At 68.5% G+C, this 19,920-nt stretch carries 18 protein-coding genes; 13 read left to right on the top strand and 5 right to left on the bottom strand.

Features of this window, described 5'->3' with window-relative positions; all coding sequences use genetic code 11:
- Positions 1–939, bottom strand: coding sequence for a hydroxymethylbilane synthase (gene hemC / locus GGR25_RS12790; RefSeq protein WP_210299923.1), 939 nt, complete (start codon positions 937–939; stop codon positions 1–3).
- A 106-nt stretch (positions 940–1,045) separates the two neighbouring features.
- On the opposite strand from hemC, the gene tsaD reads away from it, so the two are divergent.
- The 13 genes from tsaD to GGR25_RS12725 all read left to right on the top strand — a co-directional run bounded on the left by tsaD (position 1,046) and on the right by GGR25_RS12725 (position 15,357).
- Positions 1,046–2,140 carry a tRNA (adenosine(37)-N6)-threonylcarbamoyltransferase complex transferase subunit TsaD gene (tsaD, locus tag GGR25_RS12785; protein ID WP_183399160.1) on the top strand — a complete coding sequence of 365 codons (1,095 nt, stop codon included), beginning with the start codon at positions 1,046–1,048 and terminating at the stop codon, positions 2,138–2,140.
- Complete coding sequence (locus tag GGR25_RS12780) at positions 2,137–2,628, top strand: NUDIX domain-containing protein (protein WP_246409609.1); 492 nt, start codon at positions 2,137–2,139, stop codon at positions 2,626–2,628. The genes tsaD and GGR25_RS12780 overlap by 4 nt, the downstream gene beginning before the upstream one ends.
- A complete protein-coding gene (locus GGR25_RS12775) occupies positions 2,625–3,593 on the top strand; it encodes an NAD(P)H-dependent glycerol-3-phosphate dehydrogenase (protein ID WP_183399159.1) in 969 nt (322 codons plus the stop codon). Before GGR25_RS12780 ends, GGR25_RS12775 begins: the two co-directional genes overlap by 4 nt.
- Before the next feature lie 79 nt (positions 3,594–3,672).
- Positions 3,673–3,954 (top strand): YciI family protein, encoded by a 282-nt coding sequence (locus tag GGR25_RS12770; RefSeq protein WP_183399158.1) that lies wholly within the window; start codon positions 3,673–3,675, stop codon positions 3,952–3,954.
- Between the two features lie 23 nt (positions 3,955–3,977).
- On the top strand, positions 3,978–4,397 hold the full coding sequence (locus GGR25_RS12765; protein ID WP_183399157.1) for an EVE domain-containing protein: 420 nt from the start codon (positions 3,978–3,980) through the stop codon (positions 4,395–4,397).
- Positions 4,398–4,405: 8 nt separating this feature from the next.
- Positions 4,406–5,110, top strand: a complete 705-nt coding sequence (locus GGR25_RS12760) for a class I SAM-dependent methyltransferase (RefSeq protein ID WP_183399156.1) — start codon at positions 4,406–4,408, stop codon at positions 5,108–5,110.
- Between the two features lie 103 nt (positions 5,111–5,213).
- Entirely contained in the window at positions 5,214–7,169 is a 1,956-nt protein-coding gene (acs, locus tag GGR25_RS12755; RefSeq protein WP_183399155.1) for an acetate--CoA ligase, read from the top strand.
- 250 nt (positions 7,170–7,419) lie between these two features.
- Positions 7,420–7,506 carry a K(+)-transporting ATPase subunit F gene (kdpF, locus tag GGR25_RS25105; RefSeq protein ID WP_183399581.1) on the top strand — a complete coding sequence of 29 codons (87 nt, stop codon included), beginning with the start codon at positions 7,420–7,422 and terminating at the stop codon, positions 7,504–7,506.
- 33 nt (positions 7,507–7,539) lie between these two features.
- Positions 7,540–9,249 (top strand): potassium-transporting ATPase subunit KdpA, encoded by a 1,710-nt coding sequence (kdpA, locus tag GGR25_RS12745; RefSeq protein WP_183399154.1) that lies wholly within the window; start codon positions 7,540–7,542, stop codon positions 9,247–9,249.
- A 24-nt stretch (positions 9,250–9,273) separates the two neighbouring features.
- Complete coding sequence (gene kdpB, locus GGR25_RS12740; protein ID WP_183399153.1) at positions 9,274–11,337, top strand: potassium-transporting ATPase subunit KdpB; 2,064 nt, start codon at positions 9,274–9,276, stop codon at positions 11,335–11,337.
- Between the two features lie 12 nt (positions 11,338–11,349).
- Positions 11,350–11,952, top strand: coding sequence for a potassium-transporting ATPase subunit KdpC (gene kdpC / locus GGR25_RS12735; protein ID WP_183399152.1), 603 nt, complete (start codon positions 11,350–11,352; stop codon positions 11,950–11,952).
- 12 nt (positions 11,953–11,964) lie between these two features.
- Positions 11,965–14,670 carry a DUF4118 domain-containing protein gene (locus GGR25_RS12730; RefSeq protein WP_183399151.1) on the top strand — a complete coding sequence of 902 codons (2,706 nt, stop codon included), beginning with the start codon at positions 11,965–11,967 and terminating at the stop codon, positions 14,668–14,670.
- A 3-nt stretch (positions 14,671–14,673) separates the two neighbouring features.
- Entirely contained in the window at positions 14,674–15,357 is a 684-nt protein-coding gene (locus GGR25_RS12725) for a response regulator (protein ID WP_281378612.1), read from the top strand.
- Between the two features lie 6 nt (positions 15,358–15,363).
- Here the strand turns inward: GGR25_RS12725 and GGR25_RS12720 are convergent, their stop codons facing one another.
- The 4 genes from GGR25_RS12720 to GGR25_RS12705 form a co-directional block, all read right to left on the bottom strand.
- Positions 15,364–16,128, bottom strand: a complete 765-nt coding sequence (locus GGR25_RS12720; protein WP_183399150.1) for an SDR family oxidoreductase — start codon at positions 16,126–16,128, stop codon at positions 15,364–15,366.
- Positions 16,129–16,150: 22 nt separating this feature from the next.
- Positions 16,151–17,659 (bottom strand): sugar ABC transporter ATP-binding protein, encoded by a 1,509-nt coding sequence (locus tag GGR25_RS12715; protein WP_183399149.1) that lies wholly within the window; start codon positions 17,657–17,659, stop codon positions 16,151–16,153.
- A gap of 109 nt (positions 17,660–17,768) precedes the next feature.
- Positions 17,769–18,707, bottom strand: coding sequence for a sugar ABC transporter substrate-binding protein (locus GGR25_RS12710; RefSeq protein ID WP_183399148.1), 939 nt, complete (start codon positions 18,705–18,707; stop codon positions 17,769–17,771).
- Positions 18,708–18,867: 160 nt separating this feature from the next.
- On the bottom strand, positions 18,868–19,851 hold the full coding sequence (locus tag GGR25_RS12705) for an ABC transporter permease (RefSeq protein ID WP_183399579.1): 984 nt from the start codon (positions 19,849–19,851) through the stop codon (positions 18,868–18,870).
- Positions 19,852–19,920: the final 69 nt, after the last annotated feature.

The following is a 19,920-nucleotide window of genomic DNA, read 5'->3' as shown; positions in this document are numbered from 1 at the left end:
TCAGTCGCCGCCGAAAAAGGTGCGCCCGCCCCGGCCGACCAGTTCTTCGGCCGCAGCCATGCCGATCGCCCGCGCATCGGCGATGCCGCCCTCGAGCCGGACCGCCTCGCTGCGCCGACCATCGGGCGAAAGAACCATGCCGCGGAAGAGGATATGCTCGCCCTCGATCTCCGCGAGCCCGCCGATCGGCGTCCGGCACGACCCGTCGAGCACGGCCAGGAAGGCCCGCTCGGCGATGAGCGCGATACCCGTCGCCTCGTCGCCGATCCGCGCCACGCGTTCGCGGATGCGGAAATCGTCGATCCGCGTCTCGATCGCGACGGCGCCCTGCCCGACGGCCGGCAGGAAATCGTAGGTGTCGAGGAGGCTGGTCGCATGGGCTTCGAGACCGAGGCGGTTGAGACCGGCCTTGGCGAGCAGCGTCGCCTGCGCGACGCCTTCCGCGAGCTTCTTCAGCCGCGTCTCGACATTGCCTCTGAAATCAATGACTTGCAGGTCCGGCCGAACGCGCAGCGCCATGGCGCGCCGGCGCAGCGACGAGGTGCCGAGCACCGCGCCTTGCGGCAGTTCGCGGAGCGTCGTCGCGACCGGCGAGAGGAAGGCGTCGCGCACGTCCTCGCGCTTCAGGAAGGCGGAAAGCTCCAGCCCTTCGGGAAGCACGGTCGGCATGTCCTTCGAGGAATGCACCGCGAGATCGATCTCGCCGGAGAGCAGCGCCGCCTCGATCTCCTTGGTGAAGAGGCCCTTGCCGCCGACTTCCGACAGCGGACGATCCTGGATGCGGTCGCCCGAGGTGCGGATCACCGCCACCTCGATCTCGGTCGCCGCCATGTCCGGCAGCGCCGAAAGGTGCGCGCGGACTGCATGCGCCTGCGCCAGCGCGAGCGGGCTGCCGCGCGTGCCGATCCGGATAACGGGCGGGAGAAGGTCGGATTGCAAGGCGTCGGGTCCGGGTGTTAGAGCCTCTCGGCGAACAAGGCGCGCAGTCTAGTGTCCGTGCGCCTGATCGCAATCCGATATTTCTCGAGGTGCCGAAAGGCCTGCGATGCACTCCTCCCCGGTCCTGGTGCTCGGCATCGAGACGAGCTGCGACGAAACGGCCGCTTCGGTCGTCGCCTGGGACGGCGAGGGTCGCGGCGAAATCCGCTCCAATGTCGTCCGCTCGCAGATCGCCGATCACGCGGCTTTCGGCGGCGTCGTGCCGGAAATCGCGGCGCGTGCCCATATCGAAGCGCTCGACCATATCGTGGCGCGCGCGATGGCGGATGCCGGCGTGTCCTATGACGGTCTTTCGGCGGTTGCGGCCACCGCGGGCCCCGGCCTGATCGGCGGGCTGATCGTCGGGCTGACCACCGCCAAGGCCATCGCGCTTGCCGCCGACAAGCCGCTCGTCGCGGTCAATCATCTCGAAGGCCATGCGCTGACGGCGCGGCTGACGGATGGCCTCGCCTTCCCCTATCTGCTCCTGCTCGTCTCGGGCGGCCATACGCAGATCCTGCTGGTGCGCGGCGTCGGCGACTATGAGCGCTGGGGCACGACGATCGACGACGCGCTCGGCGAAGCCTTCGACAAGACCGCCAAGCTGCTCGGACTGCCCTATCCCGGCGGTCCCGCCGTCGAGCGCGCCGCCGCTGTCGGCGATCCGGACCGCTTCGACCTGCCGCGGCCGATGACCGGCCGGCCGGGCTGCGATTTCTCCTTCTCCGGCCTCAAGACAGCCGTCCGCCACGCCGCCGAGGCTGCCGCGCCGCTGTCCGAACAGGATGTCGCCGATCTCTGCGCGGCCTTCGAAGCGGCCGTCACCGATGTCGTCGGCGACCGGGTCGGCCATGCGCTGGCGCGCTTCCGCGCCGCCTATCCCGGCATCGTGACGCCGACCCTCGTCGTCGCCGGCGGCGTCGCCGCGAACCGCGCGCTGCGCCGGCGCCTCGATGCCGAACTCACCGCCCGCGGCTTCCGTTTTCTCGCGCCGCCGATGGAGCTTTGCACCGACAATGGCGCCATGATCGCCTGGGCGGGCGCCGAACGGCTCGCGCTCGGCCTGACCGACGGGCTCGACGCCCTCGCCCGGCCGCGCTGGCCACTCGACCAGCTCGCCGCGCCACGGATCGGCTCGGGCGCAAAGGGAGCCAAGGCATGAGCTCCGATCGCCGAATGCACGTCCGGTTTCGGCGCAAGGTTGTGGTCTACGCGACCTGGAACCAGCACCTTCTCGTGTTCAGCGAACCCGACTTTCCGGAGCTAGGGCTTCAGGTTCCGGGCGGGACCGTCGAGACGGGGGAGGATATCGAAATGGCCGCCCGGCGCGAGTTCACCGAGGAAACCGGCCTTGCCGCGCCACAGGTCTTCGGTCGGCTCGGCGAGGCGCTCTACAGCTTCGAATCCGAGAGCTTCGAGACGGGCGCCACGCGTTTCGAGCACCTGCGCACCTATTTCCATACGGCGCTCGATCAAGCGCCGGCAACCTCGTGGGAATGGACCGAGGCGACACCCGACGGCGGCGGACCGCCGATCCGGATGGCGTTTTCGTTCAAGCCTCTGTTGCCACAGCCGAAGCTGTTCGGCGCGCTCGACAGCTTCCTGCCGCAGGTGATCGCGCGGCTCAGCCTCGAGGAGATGTCCCGATGAGCCTCGAACGAATCGCCGTCGTCGGTGCGGGTGCCTGGGGAACCGCGCTGGCGCTCGCTGCCGAGCGGGCCGGACGCGAGGTCATCCTCTGGGGGCGCGACGTCGAGGCGCTGGCCGCGACCCGGCGCAATGATGCGCATCTGCCCGGCGTCGCCATCCCGCCCGCGATCGAGATCACCGGCACTATCGCCCATGTGGCCAAGGCGGACGCGATCCTGCTCGCGACGCCGACACAGACCGTGCGCGCCGTCGCGATGCGGCTTTCCGCCATTGCGGACGGAACGCCCGTCGTGATCTGCGCGAAGGGTCTCGAACGATCGACCATGTTTCGTCCGACGGAAGTGCTCGAACAGGCCCTGCCGCCCGCCGATCCGGCGGTGCTTTCGGGACCGAGCTTCGCGGTCGATGTCGCCCATGGATTGCCGACGGCGGTGACGATCGCCGCGTCCGAGCCGAAGCTGGCCATGGCGCTTTGCCAGGCGCTCGGCTCGCCGAGCTTCCGGCCTTATGCCGAGACCGACATGATCGGCGTCGAGATCGGCGGCGCCTTCAAGAACGTGCTCGCGATCGCCGCCGGCATCGTCACGGGACGGCAGCTCGGCGCGAGCGCGTCGGCGGCGCTCATCGCCCGTGGTTTCGCGGAGCTGCGCCGGATCGGTGCGGCCATGGGCGCCCGGCCGGAGACGCTAATGGGGCTTTCCGGGCTCGGCGATCTGGTGCTCACCTGCTCCTCGGTGCAGTCGCGCAATTTCGCCTATGGCATTGCGCTCGGCCGCGGCGAGGCACCGGCTCTCGGCCTGGTCGAGGGCGCGGCCACGGCCCCCGTCGCGCGCGAGATGGCGCGAACCCACAGCATCCAGATGCCGATCACAGAAGCCGTCGCCGCGATCGTCGAGGGCGAGATTGATATCGACGAGGCGATCCTGGCCCTGATGAGCCGGCCGCTGAAACACGAGACCGATTAGCGCCCCGTTGCCGAGAGCGGCCTTTACCGCCGCGCGCCTGCCGCATAACGTGCCGCCGGCCCATTCCTGGAGGAAGCCCATGCATTTCGTCGCCATTCTCGAAGACCGCGACGACGGTCTGCCGACCCGTCTCGAGACCCGGCCCGTCCATCTCGAATGGATGAAGACCGCCCCCGTCCGGATCGCCGGACCGCTGCTCGACGCGAGCGGCGAAAAGCCGGTCGGCTCGCTGCTGATCGTCGAGGCGGAGAGCGAGGCCGAAGCCGCCGCCATTCTCGCGCAGGATCCCTATGCGAAGGCTGGGCTGTTCAAGTCGAGCCAGATCAAGCCCTGGCGCTGGGTCGTCGGTAAGCCCGACTGATCACGACCGAGAGGATCCGATTCATGGCCCACTGGCTCTTCAAGTCCGAGCCCGACGTCTTCTCCTTCGCCGATCTGGAATCGAAGGGTCCGGCGGGCCAGGAATGGGACGGCGTGCGCAACTATCAGGCGCGCAACCACATGCGCACCATGCAGGTCGGCGATCGCGGCTTCTTCTACCATTCGAACGAGGGCAAGGAGATCGTCGGCATCGTCGAGGTGGTGCGGACCGCCCATCCCGATTCGACCGACGACAGTGGCACGTGGGAATGCGTCGACATTCGCGCCGTGCGACCGGTCGTGAAGCCGGTGACCCTCGTTGCGGCCAAGGCTGAGCCCCGGCTGAAGACCATGGCGCTCGTTTCCAATTCGCGCCTCTCCGTCCAGCCGGTGAGCGATGCGGAATGGGCGATCGTTTGCGAGATGGCGGGGACCGAGCCCTGAACGGCCGCATGCTGAGCGGCGTGGACAGGCAGCGCTTCATCCGGGCCGAAACCCGGCTGGCGCCAGTGCCCTTCGTTCCGGAAATCAGTATCCACCAGGCAGACGAAGCCACGAGCCTCTGGGAGAAGACCGAGACGGAGCTGGCGACGATCGGCCTGCCGCCGCCGTTCTGGGCCTTTGCCTGGGCCGGCGGGCGCGGCCTCGCGCGCTATGTGCTCGACCATCCCGAGATCGTCGCCGGCAAAAGGGTGGTCGATTTCGCCAGCGGCTCGGGCCTTGTCGCGATCGCGGCGGCGCGCGCGGGCGCGGCCTCCGTCGAGGCGGTCGACATCGATTCCTTCGCCGCCGTGGCGATCGGCCTCAATGCATCCGCCAATGGCGTCACAATAGTGACGGGCGGCGGCGACCGGATCGGTTCGCCCGCCGACACGGACATCGTCCTCGCCGGCGACATCTTCTACGATCGCGCCTTCTCGGAACGAGTCCTGCCCTGGCTGACCAGCCTCGCCCGGCATGCCCGTGTGATCGTCGGCGATCCCGGCCGGACCTACAGGCCGGCGGAGGGGTTCAGAGAGCTTGCGCGCTACGAGGTGCCGGCGGAAACGGCGCTCGAGGACAGCCTCGTCAAACAGGTCTCAATCCTCGAGATACTGCCCTCGCGGGCCGACGCCGGGACGTCGCCTGCCGCATCGTGCGACAGCGCGTCACGATGATGAGCCGACGGCACGGTTGCGACATGAGGCGAGAATGACTTATCTCAATTGCGGAGGCCGCCGCATCGGCTAGCGTGCGCGGGTGCGGCAATGGGAGGTTGGCATGCACGACAAGATCCATCCGATTCCGGAAGAGTGGGCGCGCGCCGCGCGTCTGGACACCGCCGCGTATGATTCGCTCTACCGGCAGTCGATCGAGAATCCGGATGTGTTCTGGGCCGAGCAGGCGAAACGGATCGACTGGATCCAGCCGTTCACCAAGGTCAAGAATACATCGTTCGAGCTCGGCGACGTTGCGATCCGCTGGTTCGAGGACGGCGTTCTGAACGTCTCCGCGAACTGCCTCGACCGCCATCTGGCGACGCGCGGCGACAAGGTCGCGATTCTCTGGGAGGGCGACGACCCTTCCGAGTCGCGCGCCATCACCTATCGCGAACTGCACGCGGAGGTGAACCGCTTCGCCAATGTGCTGAAGCGCCTCGGCGTCGAGAAGGGCGATCGCGTCACGATCTACCTGCCCATGATCCCCGAGGCGGCGATGGCGATGCTCGCCTGCACCCGCATCGGCGCGATGCACTCCGTCGTCTTCGGCGGCTTCTCGCCGGACAGCCTCGCGGGCCGCATCGGCGACTGCCATTCCAAGGTCGTGATCACCGCCGACGAGGGCGTGCGCGGCGGCAAGAAGGTGCCGCTGAAGCACAATACCGACCTGGCGCTGACCCGCACGATCGGCGACGAGAAGGTGCTCGTCATCCGCCGCACGGGCTCGGAAGTCGCGATGCATGCCGGCCGCGACTACTGGTACCATGAGCTCGCGGCGGCCGTTCCGGACTTCTGCGAGCCGGAGCCGATGAGCGCGGAAGATCCGCTGTTCATCCTCTACACCTCCGGGTCGACCGGCCGGCCGAAGGGCGTGCTGCACACGACCGGCGGCTATCTGCTGCACGCGGCGATGAGCCATGAGATCGTGTTCGACCTGCGCGAGGACGACGTCTTCTGGTGCACGGCCGATATCGGCTGGGTCACGGGCCACAGCTATATCGTCTACGGACCGCTCGCCAATGGCGCGACCAGCGTCATGTTCGAGGGCATCCCGAACTACCCGACCACGTCGCGTTTCTGGGAAGTCGTCGACAAGCACAAGGTCACGATCTTCCACACGGCCCCGACCGCGATCCGCGCCCTGATGCAGGGCGGCGAGGAGCCGGTGAAATCGACCTCGCGCGCCTCGCTCCGCCTGCTCGGCTCGGTCGGCGAGCCGATCAATCCGGAAGCGTGGGAATGGTATCACCGCGTCGTCGGTGACGGGCGTTGCCCGATCGTGGACACCTGGTGGCAGACCGAGACCGGCGGCATCCTGATCACGCCGTTCCCCGGCGCGACCCCGCTGAAGCCCGGCTCTGCGTCCTGGCCGTTCTTCGGCGTTCAACCCGCCATCGTCGACGGCGACGGCAAGATTCTGGAAGGCGCCTGCGAGGGCAATCTGGTCATCCTCGATTCCTGGCCGGGCCAGATGCGCACGGTCTATGGCGACCATGAGCGCTTCGAGCAGACCTATTTCTCCGCCTACAAGGGCATGTACTTCACCGGCGATGGCTGCCGGCGCGATGCCGACGGCTATTACTGGATCACCGGCCGCGTCGACGACGTGATCAACGTGTCCGGCCACCGCATGGGCACGGCCGAGGTCGAGAGCGCGCTGGTCTCGAACCACAGCGTCTCCGAGGCTGCGGTCGTCGGCTATCCGCACGACATCAAGGGACAGGGCATCTATGCCTATGTCACGCTGATGCAGGGCGTCACGCCGAGCGAGGACCTCAAGAAGCAGCTGAAGGACTGGGTCCGCCGCGAGATCGGCCCGATCGCGACGCCGGACCTGATTCAGTTCGCGCCCGGCCTGCCGAAGACCCGCTCCGGCAAGATCATGCGCCGCATCCTGCGCAAGATCGCGGAGGACGAGTTCGGCGCGCTCGGCGACATCACGACGCTGTCCGACCCGTCGGTCGTCGAGGATCTCATCGCCAACCGCCAGAACCGTCGCGCCGAAGAAAAAGTCTAGGCGAACGCAAGAAGCCGCGCGAAAGGCCGCCGCCCCGACCGGGACGGCGGCCTTTTTCATTGCGTCTTTACGCGATCCTTATGCAGGCCGCCTCCATTCCCGATGGAGCCCTTATCCGCCTGTCCATAGATGCTTAGCCCGACCCCGAAAGGAGGGCTGCATCATGTCCGATATCCTCTATCTCGTGCTGGGGCTCGGCGGCTTCGCGCTGCTCGTCGCCTATGCGCGCGTCGTCGCGAAGGCCTGAGCCATGCTGGACCTCGTCCTCGGCGCCGCCATCGCACTTGGGCTCACCGTCTATCTCGTGATCGCGCTGCTGCGACCCGAGAAGTTCTGACGCCCGCTCCATTCCCGAAACAAGAGAAATGCCATGACCGTCGTCGGCTGGCTTCAGATAGCCGTCATCCTCGCCGTGGTCCTGCTGGCCGCGGCACCGCTCGGCGCCTATATGGCGCGCGTCTTCGCAGGCGAGCGAACCTTCCTCTCCCCCCTCTTCCGGCCGATCGAACGCGGGCTCTACGCCGTCGCGGGCGTCGATCCATCCCGTGAGCAGAGCGCGCTCGGCTACACCGTCGCGATGCTGGTCTTCAATGCGGCCGGCTTCGCGCTGCTTTACGCGCTGCTGCGCCTCCAGGGCCTTCTGCCGCTCAACCCGCTCGGCTTCGCCGGGCTCTCGCCGGATCTCGCCTTCAACACGGCCGTCAGCTTCGTCACCAACACGAACTGGCAGTCCTATGGCGGCGAGACGACCATGAGCTTCCTGAGCCAGATGGCGGGGCTCACGGTCCAGAACTTCCTCTCCGCCGCGACCGGCATTGCGCTGGCCGTCGCGCTGGTCCGTGCCTTTGCGCGGTCCGGGGCAAGCGGCGTCGGCAATTTCTTCGTCGATATGACGCGTGCGGTGCTCTACGTGCTGCTGCCGCTCGCGGTGGTCACCGCGCTGATCCAGGTCGCCATGGGCGTGCCGCAGACGCTGGACGCCAGCGCGACCGTCACGACGCTCGAGGGCGCCAAGCAGACGATCGCGCTCGGCCCGGTCGCGAGCCAGATCGCGATCAAGCAGCTTGGCACCAATGGCGGCGGCTTCTTCAATGCCAATGCGGCGCACCCCTTCGAGAACCCGACCGCGCTTTCGAACGCGCTCGAGATCTGGCAGATGCTCGTCGTCTCGGCGGCGCTCGTCTTCGCCTTCGGCCGCCTCGTCGCCGATCGTCGCCAGGCGCGCGCGCTGCTCGCGTCGATCGGCCTCATCCTGATCGTCGGCATCGGCATCACCTATTGGGCCGAGGCTGCCGGCACGCCGATGCTGCATGCGGCGGGCATCGATCCGGCCGGCGGCAATATGGAGGGCAAGGAGGTCCGCTTCGGCCTCGCCGGCTCGGCGCTGTTCGCGACCGTGACCACCGGCCTCTCCGATGGCGGCGTCAACGCCATGCATGGCTCGTTCACGCCGATCGGCGGCCTCGTGCCGATGTTCATGATCCAGCTCGGCGAGATCCTGCCCGGCGGCGTCGGCTCCGGCCTCTACGGCCTCCTGGTGATGGCGATCATCGCGGTGTTCGTCGCGGGCCTGATGGTCGGACGCACGCCCGAATACCTCGGCAAGAAGATCGAGGCCAAGGAAGTGAAGATGGCCATGCTCGCCATCCTGATCCTGCCCGCGGCGATCCTCGGCTTCTCGGCCGTGGCCACCGTCCTGCCAGCGGCGCTCTCGGGTCTCGGCAATGCCGGTCCGCACGGCCTCTCCGAGATCCTCTACGCCTATTCGTCGGCGGCCGGAAACAATGGCTCCGCCTTTGGCGGCCTCTCGGCGAACAGCCCGTGGTGGAATGCGACGCTCGGCATCGCGATGATGCTCGGCCGGTTCGCCTATATCGTGCCGATGATGGCGATCGCGGGATCGCTCGCCGGCAAGACACGCCTCACCGCCTCGTCCGGCACCTTCCCCACCCATGGCCTGCTCTTCGTCGGCCTCCTGACCGGCGTCATCCTCATCGTCGGCGGCCTCCAGTTCTTCCCCGCTCTCGCCCTCGGCCCGATCGCCGAGCAGGTGCAGATGCTGGCCGGGAAGACGTTCTGAGCCCGTCGCTTCGGAGATCCATCCATGTCCAGCAAGACCGAAACGGCCTCGTCCCGCATCGCCTCGCCCGAATTGATCGGGCGGGCCGCGCGCGACGCCTTCGCCAAGCTCAACCCCGCGCATCTCATGCGCAATCCGGTGATCTTCGTCACCGAGATCGTGGCCCTTCTGGTCACGGTCATCTTCATCCGCGACCTGATCGCCGGGCTGCCACTCCGCTTCAACGGGCAGATCGCTGCCTGGCTCTGGTTCACGGTGCTGTTCGCGAATTTCGCCGAGGCGATCGCGGAAGGCCGCGGCCGGGCCCAGGCCGACACGCTGCGCAAGGCGCGCACGGATACGGTGGCGAAGCGCCTCCGCGACCCGGCGGACCATGCCCATTTCGATCGCGTCTCCGCGCTCGACCTCAAGATCGGTGACCTCGTCTATGTCGAGGCCGGCGACCTCATCCCCGGCGATGGCGAGATCACATCCGGCATCGCCTCGGTCAACGAGGCCGCGATCACCGGCGAATCGGCACCGGTCATCCGCGAATCGGGCGGCGACCGCTCCGCCGTCACCGGCGGCACCACCGTCATCTCGGACTGGATCGTGGTGCGCATCACCGCCAGCCCCGGCTCGTCGTTCCTCGACCGCATGATCGCACTCGTCGAGGGTGCTGAGCGGCAGAAGACACCGAACGAGATCGCACTTTCGATCCTCCTCGTCGGCATGACGCTGATCTTCCTGATCACCGTCGTGGCGCTTGCCGGGCTCGGACGCTATGCGAGCGCCGACGTGCCCGTGCCGATCCTGGTCGCGCTGCTCGTCACGCTGATCCCGACGACGATCGGCGGCCTGCTTTCGGCCATCGGCATCGCCGGCATGGACCGTCTGATCCGCCACAATGTGCTCGCCATGTCCGGACGAGCCGTCGAGGCGGCCGGCGACGTCGACACGCTGCTGCTCGACAAGACCGGCACGATCACCTTCGGCAATCGCATGGCGACCGAGATCATCCCGGTTCCCGGCGTTTCCGAGGAGGAAGCCGCGCGGCTCGCGGTCGAGGCAAGCCTCGCGGACGAGACCGCCGAGGGCCGCTCCATCCTCGCTCTCGCCCGCGAGCGCTATGGCATCGCCGTCGCGGAACAGGCGGAGGCGGGCACGAACTTCATTCCGTTCTCGGCGGCGACGCGTCTCTCCGGCGCGGATGTCGGCGATCGCCAGATCCGCAAGGGCGCCATCGACGCGGTTCGCCGCTTCGTCGCCGGCGCCAGCGGCCGGCCGGCCCCGGAAATCCCGGCCTTCAACGCTGCCGTCGAGCGCATCGCGCGCTCGGGCGGAACGCCGCTCGGCCTCGCCGAGGGCGGACGGATCATCGGCGTCATCCATTTGAAGGACGTGGTGAAGCCGGACATCAAGGAGCGGTTCGCAGAGCTGCGCCGCATGGGCATCCGCACGGTGATGGTCACCGGCGACAATCCCATCACGGCGGCGTCGATCGCGTCGGAAGCCGGCGTCGACGATTTCATCGCCGAAGCAACGCCGCAGGACAAGCTGTCCTATATCCGCAACGAGCAGCGCCAGGGCCGTCTTGTCGCCATGTGCGGCGACGGCACCAATGACGCACCCGCGCTCGCGCAGGCGGATGTCGGCGTTGCCATGCAGAGCGGCACGCAGGCCGCCCGCGAGGCCGGCAACATGGTCGACCTCGACAGCGATCCCACCAAGCTCATCGAGATCGTGGGCATCGGGAAGCAGCTGCTGATGACGCGCGGCGCGCTGACCACCTTCTCGATCGCCAACGACGTCGCGAAGTACTTCGCCATCATCCCGGCGCTGTTCATCGCGGCCATCCCGGAACTTGGCGTGCTCAATGTGATGGGTCTCCACTCGCCGCAGAGCGCGATCCTCTCAGCGGTCATCTTCAACGCGCTGATCATCATCGCGCTGATCCCGCTTGCGCTTCGCGGCGTCCAATACCGCGCCCAGGAAGCCGGCTCTGTGCTCGCCCGCAATCTCCTCGTCTACGGCCTCGGCGGCATCCTGGTGCCCTTTGTCGGCATCAAGCTCGTCGATCTCGCGATCGTCGCCCTCGGCCTCGCCTAAGGAACATCCACGATGCTCTCCGAACTACGTCCCGCGGCGACCCTGCTCGTCGCCTTCACCCTCCTGACCGGCCTCCTCTATCCGCTCGCCATGACCGAGGTCGCCGAGGCCGTGCTGCCCTTCCAGGCGAAGGGCAGCCTGATCGAACGGAACGGTACCCCGGTCGGGTCCGCGCTGATCGGCCAGGCGGTCGCCGGCGAGGGGTATTTTCACCCCCGACCCTCGGCCTCCGGCAATGGCTATGACGCCAGCACCTCGTCGGGCACCAATCTCGGCCCGACCAGCGCCAAGCTCGCCGACCGGCTGAAGAGCGACGCCGCGGCGATGCAGGCCGCCGGCATGGCCGGTCCGATCCCCGCCGATGCCATCACGACATCGGGCAGCGGCCTCGACCCGCATATCTCGCCGGCCTATGCGCTGGCGCAGGTGCCGCGCGTCGCCAAGGCGCGCGCCCTCGACGCGACAGTTGTCCGCGGGCTCGTCCAGGCGCACATAGAGGGACCGGAACTCGGTTTCCTCGGTGATCCCCGCGTCAATGTGCTCAAGCTCAACATCGCGCTCGATGATGCCGCGGCGAAGGCCGGCAAGCCGGCGCCCGTCCCTCCGGCATCCTGACGAGGCGCGCCGGTGAGCAATGAGGCGACACCCCGCGCGTCGCCCGACGCGCTGCTCGCAGCCGCCGAACGGGAGATGCGCGGCAAACTGCGCATCTTCCTCGGCGCCGCCCCCGGCGTCGGCAAGACCTTCGCCATGCTCCAGGCCGCCCGCGCCGCCAAGGCCGGCGGCCTCGACGTCGTCGTGGGCCTCGTCGAGACCCATGGCCGCGCCGAGACCGAGGCGCTCGTCGGCGGCTTCGAGGTGCTGGCCCGGCGAAACATTCCCTATCGCGGCCGGCTCGTCGCCGAGTTTGATGTCGACGCGGCGCTGAAGCGCGCACCACAGCTGCTTCTCGTCGACGAATATGCCCATTCCAACATCGAAGGCAGCCGCCACGCCAAGCGCTGGCAGGATGTGCAGGAACTGCTCGCCGCCGGCATCAATGTCTGGACGACGCTCAACATCCAGCATGTCGAGAGCATCAACGATGTGGTGCAGCGGATCACCGGGGTCCGCGTCCGCGAAACCGTTCCCGACACGGCGCTGCAGAAGGCCGACGAGATCATCCTCGTCGATCTGCCGCCGGATGAGCTGCTGCGGCGGCTCGCCGAGGGCAAGGTCTATGTCGAGGATACGGCGACGCGCGCCGTGCAGAGCTTCTTCAAGCCGAGCAATCTGACGGCGCTCCGGGAACTAGCGCTCCGCCGCGTCGCGGCGCGGGTCGACAGCGACCTGCTCGAGCGCATGCAGGGCTCGGCGATCGAAGGACCCTGGGCAGTCGGAGAGCGGCTGCTGGTCTGTGTCGGACCCGACGTCGCCGCCGAACGCGTGGTGCGGGAGGCGAAGCGCCTCGCCGACCTGCTCGATGCGAGCTGGTTCGCGGTAACGGTCGAGCGGCCGGGCCGGACGGTCGCGGCGGCCGAGCGGGCGCGGCTCGAGGCCGGCATGCGGCTCGCCGAGAGCCTCGGGGCGCAGACGCGCTCGCTGGTGGCGGGTGACATCGCCGCGGAATTGCTGCGCTTTGCCCGCTTCGAGAACGTCACGCAGATCGTGATCGGCAAGGCGCAGCCACGTCGGCCCTTGCGCCTGCGCCGTAGCCTCGCCGATGCGCTCGTCCGCGAGGCCGACGGCGTCGCGATCCATGTCGTCACGGCGGAAAGCGTCGCGCGGCGGATGGAGCGGCCGAAGCTGCCGGCCTCGGGTGGCGCCGCGGGCTATCTCGCCGCGACGGCCTGCGTCGCGCTGGCGAGCGTCATCGGACGCCTCCTGACCCAGTTCGTCGCGCTGCCGAACGTCTCCATGCTCTACCTGCTGGCCGTTCTGGTGCCCGCGATCCGCTATGGCGTATGGCCGGCGATCTTCGGCTCGGCGCTCTCCTTCCTCGCCTACAACTTCTTCTTCATCGACCCGGTCGGAACACTCACGGTCGCGCGGCCGCACGAATTGCTGGCGCTGGTGATCTTCCTCACCGTCGCGGTCCTGATCTCGGCGATTGCCGGCCGCGCCCGCGAGCAGACGCGCGCGGCGGCGCTGCGCATCCGCGCGACACGCCGGCTCTATGACTTTACGCGCAAGCTTTCGGCTCTCCCCGACCGCACCGCCGTCGCCGAGGCCGCCGCGATCGAGATCCATGCGGCGCTCGGCCGGGCCGCGGTGATCCTGACCAGGCCGGGCGGCGACCTCGCGATTGCCGCCGCCTGGCCGCCGGAGGACCGACTCGACACCGCCTCGATGACCGCCGCGCGCTGGGCGCTCGACCATCGCGAGGCGGCGGGCGCGGGAACCGAGACCCTGCCGGACGCAGCTTGGCGCTTCGTGCCTTTCGCAGGATCGGCCGAGGCCGAGCCGCTCGGCGTCATCGGCGTCGAGCGTGGGGCGGCCGGCAGTGCGCCCTTCGACGCCGAGAGCGAGGCGCTGCTGGCGACGCTCGCCGAGCAGACCGCCGCAGCCCTCGTCCGGGCACGGCTTTCAACGGAAGTCGCGAGTGCACGGACGGCCGCGGAGACGGAGCGCGTGCGCAACATCCTGCTCGCCTCGATCAGCCATGATTTCCGCACGCCGCTCGCCTCGATCCTCGGCGCGTCGACCAGCCTGCTCGACTATGGCGGCGGCATGCCGGAAGCGACGCGGCGCGATCTTCTCGGCCATATCCGCGACGAGGCCGAGCATCTCGACGCGATGGTGCGCAACCTCCTTTCGATGACGCGGCTGGAGGCAGGCGCGCTCGAGCTGCGGCGGGACTGGATCGATGTCGCGGAGGTGCTGAACCGGGCCGTCGCCGCCGCCAGGCGCCGTGGCGCGCAGCAGGGCTTCTCGATCCGCGTTGCACCGGCGCTGCCGCTGCTCTTCGCCGATCCGGGGCTGATCGACCAGGCGCTTGGCAATGTCGTCGGCAATGCCGTGCGCCACACGGCGCCGACCTCCAAAATCGAACTCGCCGCCGAAGCCACCGGCGACCGGCTGGAGATTGCCGTCACCGATGATGGGCCGGGGATCGCCGCCGAGGTGCTGCCGCATGTGTTCGAGAAATTCGTGCGCGCCGCGCATGACAATGGCGATGGCGGCGACGGCTCCGGCCTCGGACTTGCGATCACCAAGGGAATCGTCGAAGCGCATGGCGGCACGGTGTCCGCGACGAGCCCGGCACCAGGCGCGACATTGGGAACGCGGATCACGATCCGCCTGCCGCTCGCGCCGCCGCCCGACATGACCGGCGCACGACAGATGGAGGGCTAGGAGATGCAGCTGCCGCGGGTGCTCGTGGTCGATGACGAGCCGGCGATCCATCGCTTCATGGCGCCTGCGCTGGTCGCGAATGGCTATGAGGCGCTGAAGGCCGAGAACGGAGCCGAGGCGATCGCGATGACCGCGAGCCGCCGGCCCGAGATCGTCATTCTGGACCTCGGCCTGCCCGACATGGACGGCAAGGAGGTGATCCGGCGCCTCCGCGGCTGGACCGATACGCCGATCGTCGTGCTCTCCGCGCGCGATCGCGATGCCGAGAAGATCGAGGCGCTGGATCTTGGCGCCGACGATTTCGTGAACAAGCCCTTCAGCATGGGCGAGCTGATGGCGCGCCTGAGGGCGGCGCTCCGGCACCATGCCCGCGCGACGGTCGAAACGCCGGTGCTGCGGCTCGGACCGATCGAGATCGACCTGCCGCGCCATCGCGTCGTCCGCGACGGTGCGGAGGTGAAGCTAACGCCGAAGGAATTCGACCTGCTCGCCTTCCTCGCCCGCCATGCCGGCCGCGTCGTGACGCATCGCCAGATCCTGCGCGAGGTCTGGGGGCCGGCCCATGAGCACGACACGCAATATCTGCGCGTCTATGTCGGCCAGCTCCGTGCGAAGCTCGAGGCCGACCCGGTCAATCCGAAGCTGATCGTCACGGAACCCGGCGTCGGCTACCGCGCCGGGGAATGAGGCCGGTCACCAGCACTCGAAACCGCCATCGACCAGGAGGTCGACGCCGGTGACATAGGACGCCGCACGACTGAGCAGGAACACCGCCGGGCCGACCATCTCATCGGGCACAGCCATGCGCTGCATCGGCGTCTCGCGCTCGAAGATCTTGCGCTGCTCGGCGACCTCGGGACGGAGGTTCATGGGCGTCAGCGTGTAGCCGGGGCTGATCACATTGACGCGGATACCCTTCTCGACCCACTCCATGGCGAGGCTCTTCGAGAGGTGCACGACGCCCGCCTTGGAGGCGTTGTAGTGCGCCTGGGTCAGGCCGCGATTGACGATCGAGCCCGACATGGACGCGATGTTGACGATCGCGCCCCGGCCGCGCTTCAGCATGGCCCGCCCCTCGGCCTGGCAGGACAGGAACACGCCGGTCAGATTGACGTCGATCATGCGCTGCCACTGCGCCAGCGGCAGATCCTCGGCCGGGGCGGCATTGGCGATGCCCGCTGAGTTGACGGCGATCGACAGGGCGCCGAACTCTGCCTCGATCCTCTCCACCGCCGAGGCGATGTCGGCCGCCTCGGTGACCGTCCCTGCCGTGACAAAGGCACGCCGCCCGGTCGCTTCGATCGCCGCGACGGTGTCGGCGACGCCCGGGCTGGTCGGCATGTCGAAGATTGCGACGTCGGCGCCCGCCTTGGCGAGACCGATCGCGATGCTCTGGCCGATGCCGCTGCCGCCGCCGGTGACCAGCGCGATCTCGCCCTCGAGGCTGAACAGGTTCATGTCCGTCTCCTTCGCGCCACGCTCAGGTCGTGGCCAGTTCCATCACTTCAATCCGGCCGGCGGCCTCGTGTCCGAGAATGCCGCGGTTCCGGCCCCGATTCAGCACCATGATCCGATGCGACAGGCCGAGCACCTCGTCGAGATCGGAGCTGACGACGATCACCGCCAGGCCCTCTCGCGCCAGCTCGGCGATGACATCGTAGATCGCGGCGCGGGCGCCGACGTCGATGCCGCGCGTCGGCTCGTCCAGGATGACGACCCGCGGCTGGCGCGAGATCGACTTCGCGATCACGACCTTCTGCTGATTGCCGCCGGAGAGCTGGCGCGCGAGCTGGCCGCCGCGCCCCTTGATGCCGAAACGCTTGATCGCCGCCTCGGCGAAACGCTCCACCGCCGCCGGCCGGACCCAGCCGGACGGCGCGACGCGCGGATAGTTTCCGAGCGCGATATTGTCGGCGATGGTGTGGTCGAGCAGCACGCCCTGCGCCTTGCGATCCTCCGGAACCAGCACGATGCCCTGGTCGAGCGCCGCGCGGGGATCGCCGGGATGCACAGGCACTCCGTCGACCTTGACCGTGCCCGAGACGACCGGATCAGCCCCGGCAATCGCACGAACCAGCTCGGTGCGGCCCGCGCCGACGATGCCGGCGATGCCGAACACCTCGCCGGCCCGGACCGCGAAGCTGACATCGGAGAAGGCACCATCGACACCGGTCAGGCCCTCGACCTCGATGCGGGTCGCGCCGCCCTCGATCGACTGGATCGCCGGGAACATGCGGTCGAGCGGGCGGCCCACCATGTCCTCGACCAGCCGCTTCACCGGGACCTGGGCCGTCTCATGCGTCGCGACCAGTTCGCCATCACGGAGGACGGCGACGCGATCGGCGATCAGCGCGATCTCGTCGAGGCGGTGGCTGATATAGATGAAGGAGACGCCCTCGGCCTTGAGGCTGGCGATCTGTTCGAAGAGGCGGTCGGTCTCATCGCCGCCGAGCGCCGCGGTCGGCTCGTCGAAGATGAGGAGCCGCGCCTTCAGCGTCAGCGCCTTGGCGATCTCCACCTGCTGCTGGGCGGCGACGCGCAGCTCGCGCACCAGCATGGACGGGGAGACGTCGAGGCCGAGCCGATGCAGCTGCTGGGCAGCGCGCCGCTCCATCTGCGCCCGGTCCACCCTGCCGCCCGCCACCGGCAGGCGACCGACGAAGACGTTCTCGGCGATGGAGAGATCCGGCAGCAGCCGCATCTCCTGATGGATCAGCCCGATGCCGGCGGAGAGGGCATCAGCGGGACTCGCCGGCGCATAGGGCGCGCCCTGCCATGTCATCGTGCCGACCGTCGGGCGGACGAGACCGGCGATGATCGACGAAGCCGTCGACTTGCCGGCGCCGTTCTCGCCGAGCAGCGCCAGCACCTCGCCGCGGCGCACATCCAGATCGAGGTTACGCAGCACGGTCACCGGCTCGTAAGTCTTGCCGATGCCCCGGAGCTGCAGCACGACATCGCGGTCGGGAGAGGGGGAGGAAACCGTCATCGCGTTGGCCTCGATTGAAATGTCCGCCGCCGGCGAGGTGACAGGCCGGCCGGATCCTGAGGAACGGCGCCTGGGCGCCGTCCCTCATCGTGCTTGGCGCGGATACGCGTCAGGGGTGGTTGGCGATGAACTGGTCGACGTTTTCCTTCGTCGTCAGCGTCGCGTCCTGAAGCTGCTCGGCCGGGAGCTTCTCGCCCGCGACGAGCGCGATCGCCGCATCGACGCCGAGCCGGCCCATCTTCTGGGTCTGCTGGGTCGCCGTCACGTCGAACACGCCGTCCTTCAGCGCCGTCAGAGCGGCCGTGTCGCCGTCGAAGCCGCCGATGAAGATCCGGTGGCCGGAATTGGCTACTTTCACCGCCTGGGCGGCGCCGAGCGCGAGCGCGTCGGCCTGGGCGAAGATGATGCTGACATTCGGGTTCGACTGCAGCAGGTCCGAGGTCAGCTTGAAGCCCTCGTCCTGATGCCAGCCTTCCGACCACAGCTCGCCGACGACCTTGATGTCCGGATAGCCCTTGAGCGCCTCGGCGCAGCCCTTGGAGCGATCGACCTCGGGCGTGGTGCCCTTCTGGCCGTGGACGATGACCATCTCGCCCTTACCGCCAGCCTGCTTGGCCAGATAGTCGCATACCTGCTTGGCCGAGGTGACGCTGTCGGTGGCGATGAAGGTGTCGCCGGGCGAACCTTCCGCATTGCGGTCGATGTTTACGACCGGGACGCCGGCAGCGCGGGCGGCCTTGACCGGAACGGCGGCGGCGGTCGCGCCGGCTGGGATGTAGATCAGCGCGTCGACGTTCTGCGCCAGCAGATCCTGGATCTGGCTGACCTGCGTCGCCGCGTCGCCCTTGGCGTCGACGGTGATGACCTCGAGGCCCTTCTCCTTGCCGTACGCTTCAACCGACTGCTTGATCTGATTGAAGAAATTGGCCTGCAGATTGGCGACGGCGAGACCGATCTTCTTGGCCTCCTTGGCGTCGGCGACGCCCATCGTGGCGGTGAGCGCGAAGGCCGCGGCGGCGGCCAGAAGCGTGGTACGACGAGTGAACATGTTTCTCCTCCAGGGTTGGGCGCCGCCGGACTTTGGGCCGGCTGCGTTCGGTGCGACCCCCTCCGGGGCCTCCGTCTCGCCTTTCGGGCGAAACGTCTCGGACGGCAGGCCGCCCGAATTCCTCCATCCGGCAGCGGCTCGATCGCCGCGCCGGCCTTGTTCAGTGCCGACGGCGGCTCCTCAGCGTGTCGGCGGCGACGGCGAGCGCAATGACCACGCCGATGACGACCTGCTGCACGAAGGGAGAGACGTGCAGGAGATTGAGGCCGTTGCGCAGGAAGCCGATGATCAGGACGCCGACGGCCGTGCCGGCAATGCCGCCGACGCCGCCTGCGAGGCTGGCGCCGCCGATCACGACAGCGGCGATGGTGTCGAGTTCGTAGCCGAGGCCGGAACTCGGCTGGGCGCTGTCGAGGCGCGCGGACAGGATGACGCCGGCGAGGCCGGCGAGCAGGCCGGACACCATGTAGACCCGGACCGTCACGGCCTTGACTCGGATACCGGCGAGGCGGGCAACCTCGGGGCTGCCGCCGATCGCATAGAGCGCGCGACCGGCCGGGCGGAAGCGCAGGAACACCCAGAACGCGAAGGCGAGCACGATCATGGTCGCGACGGTCGCGCTCAGGAAGCCGCCATAGCGGATAATCGCCAGGTTGGAGAACCAGTCGGGGAAGCCGACGATCTGCTCGCCATCCGTGATGATGGAGGCGATGCCGCGCGCGATCGACATCATCGCCAGCGTGGCGATGAAGGGCGGCATGTTGAGCTGCGTGATCATCAGCCCCGAGACCGTCCCGCACAGCGCCGCCGCAAGCAGGGCAGCCAGGATCGCGACGCCGAAGGGCAGACCGATCGTATTGCCGAGGAAGCCCATCACCATCGCGGAGAGGGCCAGGACCGAACCGACGGACAGGTCGATGCCGCCGATCAGGATCACCAGGGTCATGCCGATCGCCATGACGCCGATCACCGTGACCTGGTCCATCACGTTGAGGAAATTCCGCACCGAGAAGAAGGTGTCGGTCGCGAGGGACAGGAAGATGCACATCGCGATCAGGCCGATGAACGGCCCGGTCGCGCCGCCGCCGAGGCTGAACCGCCGACGCTTCGTCTCCACTCGTGCAGTCTCGGACGTCACGGCCATCATTGCCTCTCCTCCTCTCCCGCCGGGTCTCGCTCGCCCGGTCGTATCCTTCCGTCCGCCTGGCGGCGT

Source organism: Kaistia hirudinis, assembly GCF_014196455.1.
Lineage (GTDB): Bacteria > Pseudomonadota > Alphaproteobacteria > Rhizobiales > Kaistiaceae > Kaistia > Kaistia hirudinis.
Note: the sequence above shows the minus strand (reverse complement) of the source record. Positions and strands in the feature narration are given on the sequence as shown.